The 8,332-nt window shown below is 42.7% G+C and carries 5 protein-coding genes; 3 read left to right on the forward strand and 2 right to left on the reverse strand.

Annotation, left to right across the window (positions count from 1 at the left end; genetic code table 11):
• Positions 1-424: 424 nt before the first annotated feature.
• Complete coding sequence (locus BSAG_RS10925; RefSeq protein WP_008022499.1) at positions 425-1,363, reverse strand: ribose-phosphate pyrophosphokinase; 939 nt, start codon at positions 1,361-1,363, stop codon at positions 425-427.
• Between the two features lie 153 nt (positions 1,364-1,516).
• Between BSAG_RS10925 and BSAG_RS10920 the strand changes: the two genes are divergently transcribed.
• Genes BSAG_RS10920 through BSAG_RS10910 form a run of 3 tightly spaced genes read left to right on the forward strand, consistent with a single transcriptional unit; the run spans position 1,517 to position 8,080 of the window.
• A complete protein-coding gene (locus BSAG_RS10920) occupies positions 1,517-5,833 on the forward strand; it encodes a DUF5113 domain-containing protein (protein ID WP_008997553.1) in 4,317 nt (1,438 codons plus the stop codon).
• A 34-nt stretch (positions 5,834-5,867) separates the two neighbouring features.
• Positions 5,868-6,596: a DUF5932 domain-containing protein gene (locus BSAG_RS10915; protein ID WP_004317459.1), complete on the forward strand. Its 729-nt coding sequence runs from the start codon at positions 5,868-5,870 to the stop codon at positions 6,594-6,596.
• A gap of 29 nt (positions 6,597-6,625) precedes the next feature.
• Entirely contained in the window at positions 6,626-8,080 is a 1,455-nt protein-coding gene (locus tag BSAG_RS10910; protein ID WP_004317458.1) for an AbgT family transporter, read from the forward strand.
• Positions 8,081-8,134: 54 nt separating this feature from the next.
• Here BSAG_RS10910 and BSAG_RS24335 read toward each other — a convergent pair.
• A partial coding sequence (locus BSAG_RS24335; protein ID WP_008997554.1) for a transposase occupies positions 8,135-8,332 on the reverse strand: 198 nt, incomplete at its 5' end.

An 8,332-nucleotide genomic window follows, 5' to 3' on the forward strand; every position in this document is an offset into this window, starting at 1 on the left:
GGGATACATACAGCCAATGCGGTATGTATGATAGAAAAGGTCGAAAAGAAAAAAAGAAAAGGCAGCATAATCTAACTAAAATAACAGGAAAAACAGGAGAGGTTTTAACTTCCCCTAAAAAAGACATGTACATAATGCATGGGTGGGAAGGAAAAAATAAGAATATGTAAACAATATTCTACAAAAAAGATAGAAGACTGGGAGAGTTGAACGAAAAAATCAAGAGAAAAGCTCACGTAAAGCAAAGCTTTTCTCTTGATTTTTTAGAAAGAGGAACATTTACTGAATATCCCGAATGATGAATGAAAAATTGGTTGCTTACTATCACCAATTCAAATTCTTAGTATGTTGAGACAAATAAGAAAGCCGGCTAAACTTGAAATAGCGCTTTCTTATTCTTCATTCTTCATTTATCATTCTTCATTTAAATGATATATTGTGAACTGATAGATTCGTTATTCATTACTCGTTTGATTGTTTCAGCAAACATGTCGGCAATGCTTAACTGTTTCACTTTCGGGCATTTCTTAGCATAAGGGATGCTGTCAGTAAATACCATTTCTGTCAGGGCAGACTCTTGCACACGGAAAGAAGCCGGATCAGACATTACGCAATGACTGGCGATAGCGCGTACAGATTGGGCACCGGCTTCCAACATGATGTTGGCTGCTTTGGTGATTGTTCCTGCTGTGTCTACGATATCATCAATCAAGACAACGTTTTTACCTTCCACGTCACCGATGATTTGCATAGATGCTACTTCATTGGCTTTTTCACGTGATTTGTTGCAGAGTACCAATGGTACGCCGAGGTATTTGGAGAAAGTGCTGGCACGTTTTGAACCTCCTACGTCCGGTGTAGCAATAACCAGATTTTCCAATTGCAATGACTGGATGTAAGGGAGGAATACAGCTGATGCGTATAAGTGATCTACCGGGATATTGAAGAATCCCTGGATCTGGTCAGCATGCAAATCCATCGTAATCAGTCGGTCGATACCTGCAACAGACAGCAGATCAGCTACCAACTTAGCCCCGATAGATACACGAGGTTTGTCTTTTCTATCCTGACGAGCCCATCCAAAATAGGGGATTACAGCCACAACGCTCTTTGCTGATGCACGTTTAGCAGCATCAATCATCAGGAGAAGTTCCATTAAGTTGTCTGAGTTAGGGAAAGTGGATTGAACCAGGAATACATGTGCGCCACGAATTGACTCCTCGTATGAAACCGCAAATTCGCCATCGGCAAAATGGGTAATGTTCATATTTCCCAGAGGACAATCCAGGCTCGCGCAGATTTTTTCTGCAAGATATCTCGAGTTCGTTCCCGAGAATACCATAAAGGGTGCTTTTTCGCTCATTTTGTAATAGATGTTACCTATTTGTTAATTTGCCTGCAAAGGTAGGAATTTCTCTTATTATTTAGAAGGACTTATTGTATAAAAAATATTTTTCTCTCCAACTTATCGGAAATATTTGTAGATTTGCTTTCTGAAAACAGTTAATAGTCAAAAATGAGTTCACGTTTTCCTTTATATATAATAGGTATAGTGTTGTTTACCTCTTTTTTTTCGTGCACTGATATGGTGCCGACCAAAGAGGTGCGCCTGATTGATTCTTTAAACGGGAAAGCGTATACTTATCGTTATCGAAGCCTGGATTCTTCTTATAAGTATGCCAATGAAGCTTATCAACAGGTAAATTTTTATAAGTCGGGGAAAGCGGAGGCATCTAATAATCTCGGATTCTGTGCTTTTATGGCGATGGATTTTGACCGGGCGGAAGCGTTACATAAGGAAGTATATAAACTGACTAAAAATGAGCTTGAACTGTTGATTGCTGATATCGGACTGATGAAGATTTGTCAGCGGACAGCTATGAACAAAGAATTTTATGATTATCGTAATAGTGCGCTTCGGCGTATGAAACGTATTCGGGAAGAGAGTGATTTGTTTGCCGACCGCCACGAGGCACTTCGACTGGATTATGCTTTCACCGAATTTTTCATTGTTTCTTCTATTTATTACTATTATCTTCAGCAAAGGCAGGAAGCCATCGCATCTCTCAATCAGATCCCGGAAGATGAAGTATTGGCAGATACGAATCAGTTGCTTTATTATCATTATATCAAAGGATCGGCTTCATTGGTGGAAGCCACCAAGCCGGAGGACAGGAAAATGCGTGAGTTTGACCAACTATATATAACCTGGAGGACTGCGGTTCAGACTAATCATCCTTATTTCGAAGGAAATGGTCTGCAAGGGCTGGCTAATCTGATGGTTTCTTCCAACAACTTCGAACTCTTTCGAACAAGGAGGGGATACGCGCTGGATCAGTTTGGTTTTCCTGTAGATTCGCTTTTGCCTTTGCGAATGGCACAGCTTGCGCTTGAAAAATTCCGGGAGTATAATGATTTGTATCAGATTGCCGGTGCGTATGTGTCTATCGGTAAGTATATGAATGAGCACGGACGTTATTCGGAAGCATTGGATACGCTTACAAAAGCGTTAGATTGTGTGAACCAACACCATATGCTTTATTATCATCATGCAGTGGATACGTTGGACAAGCTGCGTATTTATGCGGAAGGAGATACGACATATACTGGAGTACCGTGGATTATGGAGGAAGACGTAAGGACGGTGCCCGAATGGATTTCGAGGATTCGGGAACAATTGAGTGTATCGTATGCCGGGCTTGGAATGAAGTATGCTTCTGATTACAACCGAAATATATACCTGGATATTCTGAATTATACTCGTCAGGATAAAGAGTTGGAGAGTCGTTATCTTTCGTTGGAATCCGATTCACGACAAATGACGCTTGTACTTTCTTTGGTTATTGCCGGACTTGTACTGGTGGTTATTCTTTGGTGGTTCTTCAATAAGCGATCTAAAATAAGGAATCAAGTAGATGTGGAACGTCTGCAACGGATACTGGCTCTTTGCCGGGACATCACTTCTTCTATACCAATGAATGTTCCGTTAATTCAACAAGGCATTGACCAGCTGTTCGGAAAAGGGCGTCTTCAACTGGAAATTCCGGAGGAAGGAAAAGCGGCACTGGTTCCTTTGCATCGGTTGAACCGTGATGAAAAAGCGTTGGTGCACGTGCTCGAACCGTATATCGTTTGGGCTGCGGACAATGAGCAGATGGTAGAAGCGTTGAGTGACGAACGGATGCAATTGGAAAAGCAACGATATGTTTACGAACAACATATCGCGGGAAATAAACGCCAGAATTTGATTAAGAAGGCTTGTCTGGCCATTGTAAATGGGATAAATCCTTATATCGACCGTATCTTGAATGAGGTGCATAAGTTGACGGAACGAGGATATATCGATCATGAAAAGATAAAGAAAGAGAAGTATCAATACATTGACGAGCTCGTAACTACGATTAATGAATACAATGATATTTTGGCGCTTTGGATTAAGATGAAGCAGGGGACGCTTAGCCTGAATATTGAAACGTTCGATCTTAATGAACTCTTTGAACTGTTAGGCAAAGGGAGACGTGCTTTTGAAATGAAAAATCAGAAGTTGGAAATAGAACCGACCACGGTTATGGTGAAAGCTGACCGGGCATTGACTTTGTTTATGATTAACACGCTGGCGGAAAACGCCCGAAAATATACCCCGGAAGGAGGAACAATCAAAGTGTATGCCCGTACTACGGATGCGTATGTCGAGATTTCCGTAGAAGACAACGGAAGGGGGATTTCCGAAGAAGATATGGCTCGTATTATCGGTGAGAAAGTATATGATTCCCGTGTCATCGGAATGAAGAATGCAGCCAACCCGGAAGTTCTGAAAGAAAATAAGGGCAGTGGTTTCGGACTGATGAATTGTAAGGGAATCATTGAGAAATATAAGAAAACGAATGAATTGTTCCGGGGATGTGTCTTTGATGTAGAGAGTGAATTGGGGAAAGGGAGTCGTTTCTATTTCCGTTTGCCTTCGGGAGTGCGCAAAACGATGGGAGTCTTGTTGCTTTGCCTGTTGCTTCCGTTTGGGGTGAGTTCTTGTCTGCATGATCCGATTCCTCCCATGTTGCAGGAGGGCGATTCGATAGTGGTGGTTACGGATTCTGCCTATGAGGATTTGCTGGATGCAGCGTCGGATTATGCGAATGCCGCCTATTTTGCTAATGTGGATGAAAATTATGAATTTGCTTTGCAATATATAGATTCTGCTATACTCTTGTTGAACGAGCATTATGAGAAATATGCGCGTCCGGATCGTCCGCATCGGTATATGAAGCTGGTGGGGGAAGGAACGCCTGCCGAAATCAGTTGGTGGAACGAATTGTTTGATTCGGATTATCATGTGATTCTGGATATCAGGAATGAGGCGGCAGTTGCTTTTTTGGCTTTGAAACAGTTGGATGCATACAGTTACAATAATTCGGCATTTACGGATTTGTATAAGTTGCAGGGAGAAGATCAGACTCTTGAAGCGTATTGCCGACAGTTGGAACGGTCGAATACGAATAAGACAGTAGGAATTATTTTATGTTTTGTTCTACTGATTGTTTCTTTGGTCGGATACTATTTCCTGTATATGAGAAAACGTTTGCAGAATCGTTTGAATCTCGAACAGGTACTTGAGATTAATCAAAAGGTATTTGCAGCATCTTTGGTCAGACCGCAGGAACAAGAAAATGCAGAGGCACTCCAACGGGAGGAAAGTACGCTTAAAGAAATCCCGCAACGTATTGTGGATGAAGCATTCGGTCCGGTGAATGAACTACTGACAATTGACCGGATGGGAATTGCCGTTTATAACGAAACGACACATCGGCTGGAATACGCTTCTCGCCCCGGGCAGGAAATGCCGGAGATGGTAGAACAGTGTTTTAGTTCCGGAGAATATCTTTCTGAACAGCATCTTCAGGCAATTCCGCTGATGGTGGAAGCAGGAGGTGAACATCAATGTGTCGGTGTGCTTTATCTGGAACGCAGAGAAGGAACGGAACAGGAGACGGATCGACTGCTTTTTGAACTGGTAGCTCGTTATGTGGCTATTGTCGTGTTTAACGCAGTGGTGAAGCTGGCTACAAAATACCGGGATATTGAGTCGGCACATGAAGAAACACGTCGGGCTTCCTGGGAAGATAGCATGTTGCATGTTCAGAATATGGTACTTGACAACTGTCTGTCGACGATTAAACATGAGACGATCTATTATCCGAATAAAATCAAACAGATTGTAGGGCGGTTGAATACGCAGAAGCTTTCGGAAACGGAGGAGCGTGAAGCGGTGGAGACTATGACGGAATTGATTGAATATTATAAGGGAATCTTTACGATTTTGAGCTCGTGTGCTTCCCGTCAATTGGAGGAAGTCACTTTCCGGCGTACTGTGATTCCGGTGCAGGAACTTTTGGACGCTGCCGGAAAATACTTCAAGAAATCAATGAAGAACCGTTCGGAGAGGATAGAACTGGAGATAGAACCAATGGAAGCGAAAGTGATAGGAGACGTGAACCAGTTGCGTTTTCTATTGGAAAATTTGATTGATGAAGCATTGACTGTGCGTGAAGATGGATTGATACGTCTGCAAGCACGTCAGGATAATGAATATATTCGTTTTCTCTTTACGGATACGAGACGTGAAAAGAGTGTGGAAGAATTGAACCAATTATTTTATCCGAATCTGGCACGTATGACTTCCGGTGAGAAAGGGGAGTTGAGAGGAACGGAATATCTGATATGCAAGCAGATTATCCGCGACCATGACGAATTTGCGGGACGCAGAGGGTGTCGTATCAATGCTGAGCCGGCTGAAGGCGGAGGATTTACGGTTTATTTCACCATTCCGCGCCGATAAAAGGAGAACACATAAAAGTTATTAGATAAGAAACATGGAAGAACAGAAGTTTAAAGTTATTATCGTAGAGGATGTAAAACTGGAGTTGAAAGGGACAGAAGAAATATTCCGTCATGAAATACCGAATGCGGAAGTGATCGGTACGGCAATGACGGAAAGTGAGTTCTGGCCGTTGATGGAGGCGCAACTCCCCGATTTGGTATTGTTGGACTTAGGACTGGGAGGTTCTACGACCATTGGTGTTGACATTTGCCGGAATATATTCAAACGCTACAAAGGAGTCCGGGTACTGATCTTCACAGGTGAGATTCTGAATGAAAAGTTGTGGGTGGATGTATTGAATGCCGGTGCCGACGGAATTATCCTCAAAACAGGAGAATTACTGACGAAAACAGATGTACAGGCTGTGATGGACGGAAAGAAGCTGGTATTCAACTATCCGATTTTGGAAAAGATTGTAGATCGTTTCAAGAAATCGGTAGCCAACGATGCCAAGCGTCAGGAAGCAGTCATCAGTTATGATATTGATGAATACGATGAACGTTTTCTCCGCCATTTGGCCTTAGGATATACGAAGGAGATGATTGCCAATTTGAAAGGGATGCCTTTCGGCGTAAAATCATTGGAGAAACGACAGAATGATCTTATCGGACGCCTTTTCCCGAATGGAGAACGGGTGGGAGTGAATGCTACCCGATTGGCAGTACGTGCACTGGAATTGCGTATTATCGATTTGGATAATCTGGAGCCTGACGAAGAATAAGTAATGGCAAGTAATACCTCTGGAAAGTAATGAAGAATAAATGGCGTATGCCCCATCCCGCTACGATGTTCCTTCTGCTGACAATGGCAGTGGTCTTTCTTTCATGGATATGTGATATCTATGGGTTGAAAGTGACATTGCCGCAGACAGGTGAGGACATCCGTGTACAAAGCCTGTTGAGTCCGGAAGGGATCCGTTGGTGGTTGCGGAACGCTATTAAGAATTTCACGGGCTTTGCTCCGTTGGGCATGGTGATTATCGCTATGTTCGGACTGGGAGTAGCACAACATTCCGGTTTTATTGATGCGTGCATCCGCATGGGAGTAGGGAACCGGCAGGAAAAGAGGAAAATCATCTTGTGGGTGATTGTGCTCGGTTTGTTGTCGAATGCCATTGGGGATGGTGGATATATTATTTTATTGCCTATTGCCGCTATGCTGTTCCAGTGGGTGGGACTTCACCCGATTGCAGGGATTGTTACAGCTTATGTCTCTGTTGCGTGCGGGTATAGTGCCAATATTGTATTGAGTACGATGGACCCGTTATTGGCACATACCACCCAAGAGGCGGCACTGGCGCAAACGGGTTATCAGGGGAACACGGAACCTCTTTGTAACTACTTCTTTATGAGTGCTTCAACAGTAGTCATTACAGCTATTGTGTATTGGATTACTCAAAAATGGCTTCTTCCCACATTAGGAAAGTATGAAGGCAGTGTGAAAGTGGTGGCTTATCATCCTTTGTCTCGCAAAGAGCGGCGTGCCATTATGATTTCCATTGTTGTAGCAGCTGTTTATGTCGCTCTTATCTTGTGGCTTACTTTTTCTTCTTATGGAATTTTGCGAGGGGTGAACGGAGGTTTGATGCATTCGCCTTTTATTGCCGGTATTTTGTTCTTACTTTCTTTGGGAGCAGGTATTACAGGGATGGCTTATGGATTCAGTTCCGGACGGTATCGCACTGATAATGATGTGATTGAAGGACTTACGCAGCCAATGAAACTTCTTGGAGTGTATTTCGTTATCGCTTTCTTTGCTGCACAGATGTTTGCCTGTTTTGAATATTCCCATCTGGATAAATGTTTAGCTATCATGGGAGCTGATTTGCTCTCTTCGTTTGAGCCGGCTCCTTTGTCTGCTCTCATCCTGTTTATTCTATTTACGGCATTGATAAACCTGATTATGGTATCTGCTACCTCCAAATGGGCTTTTATGTCTTTTATCTTTATTCCGATGTTTGCACAGATGGGAATTGCTCCGGATGTAGCACAATGTGCTTTCCGTATCGGAGATAGTTCGACGAATGCCATTACTCCTTTCTTATTCTATATGCCTTTGGTACTGACTTATATGCGGCAGTATGATAAACAGATTACGTATGGCTCATTGCTTAAATATACCTGGAGATATTCATTAGGTATCCTGGTTACCTGGACATTGATGTTTATTGTCTGGTATTTGTTGAAAATACCGATGGGATTGTAGCCGGTACGTGGGCTCAGTTGTAATTCTTGGGGGATTAAGTTTAGTCAATTCCCTTCATGCATATACCTTTGCTAGCCTAAAAAGGAAGAAGCTCATATCCACTACTCCTCTAAATGATGCCCTAAATGCTTTGATTTTAGCATTAAATGCTTCCGCTGCTGCATTTGTACTCCTGTTCACAAAGAAGTTCAAAATCCTTTCATAATGGTTCTCAATAGAGTTTGCTACTGTTGTGAATGTATCGTATCCATA

The organism is Bacteroides sp. D1 (assembly GCF_000157095.2).
Taxonomy (GTDB): domain Bacteria; phylum Bacteroidota; class Bacteroidia; order Bacteroidales; family Bacteroidaceae; genus Bacteroides; species Bacteroides xylanisolvens.

Excerpts from the sequence above, each read along its gene's own strand:
- BSAG_RS10925 (WP_008022499.1), bottom strand. The coding sequence starts at position 1,363 with ATGAGCGAAAAAGCACCCTTTATGGTATTCTCGGGAACGAACTCGAGA.
- BSAG_RS10910 (WP_004317458.1), top strand. The coding sequence starts at position 6,626 with ATGAAGAATAAATGGCGTATGCCCCATCCCGCTACGATGTTCCTTCTG.
- BSAG_RS10915 (WP_004317459.1), top strand. The coding sequence starts at position 5,868 with ATGGAAGAACAGAAGTTTAAAGTTATTATCGTAGAGGATGTAAAACTG.
- BSAG_RS10920 (WP_008997553.1), top strand. The coding sequence starts at position 1,517 with ATGAGTTCACGTTTTCCTTTATATATAATAGGTATAGTGTTGTTTACC.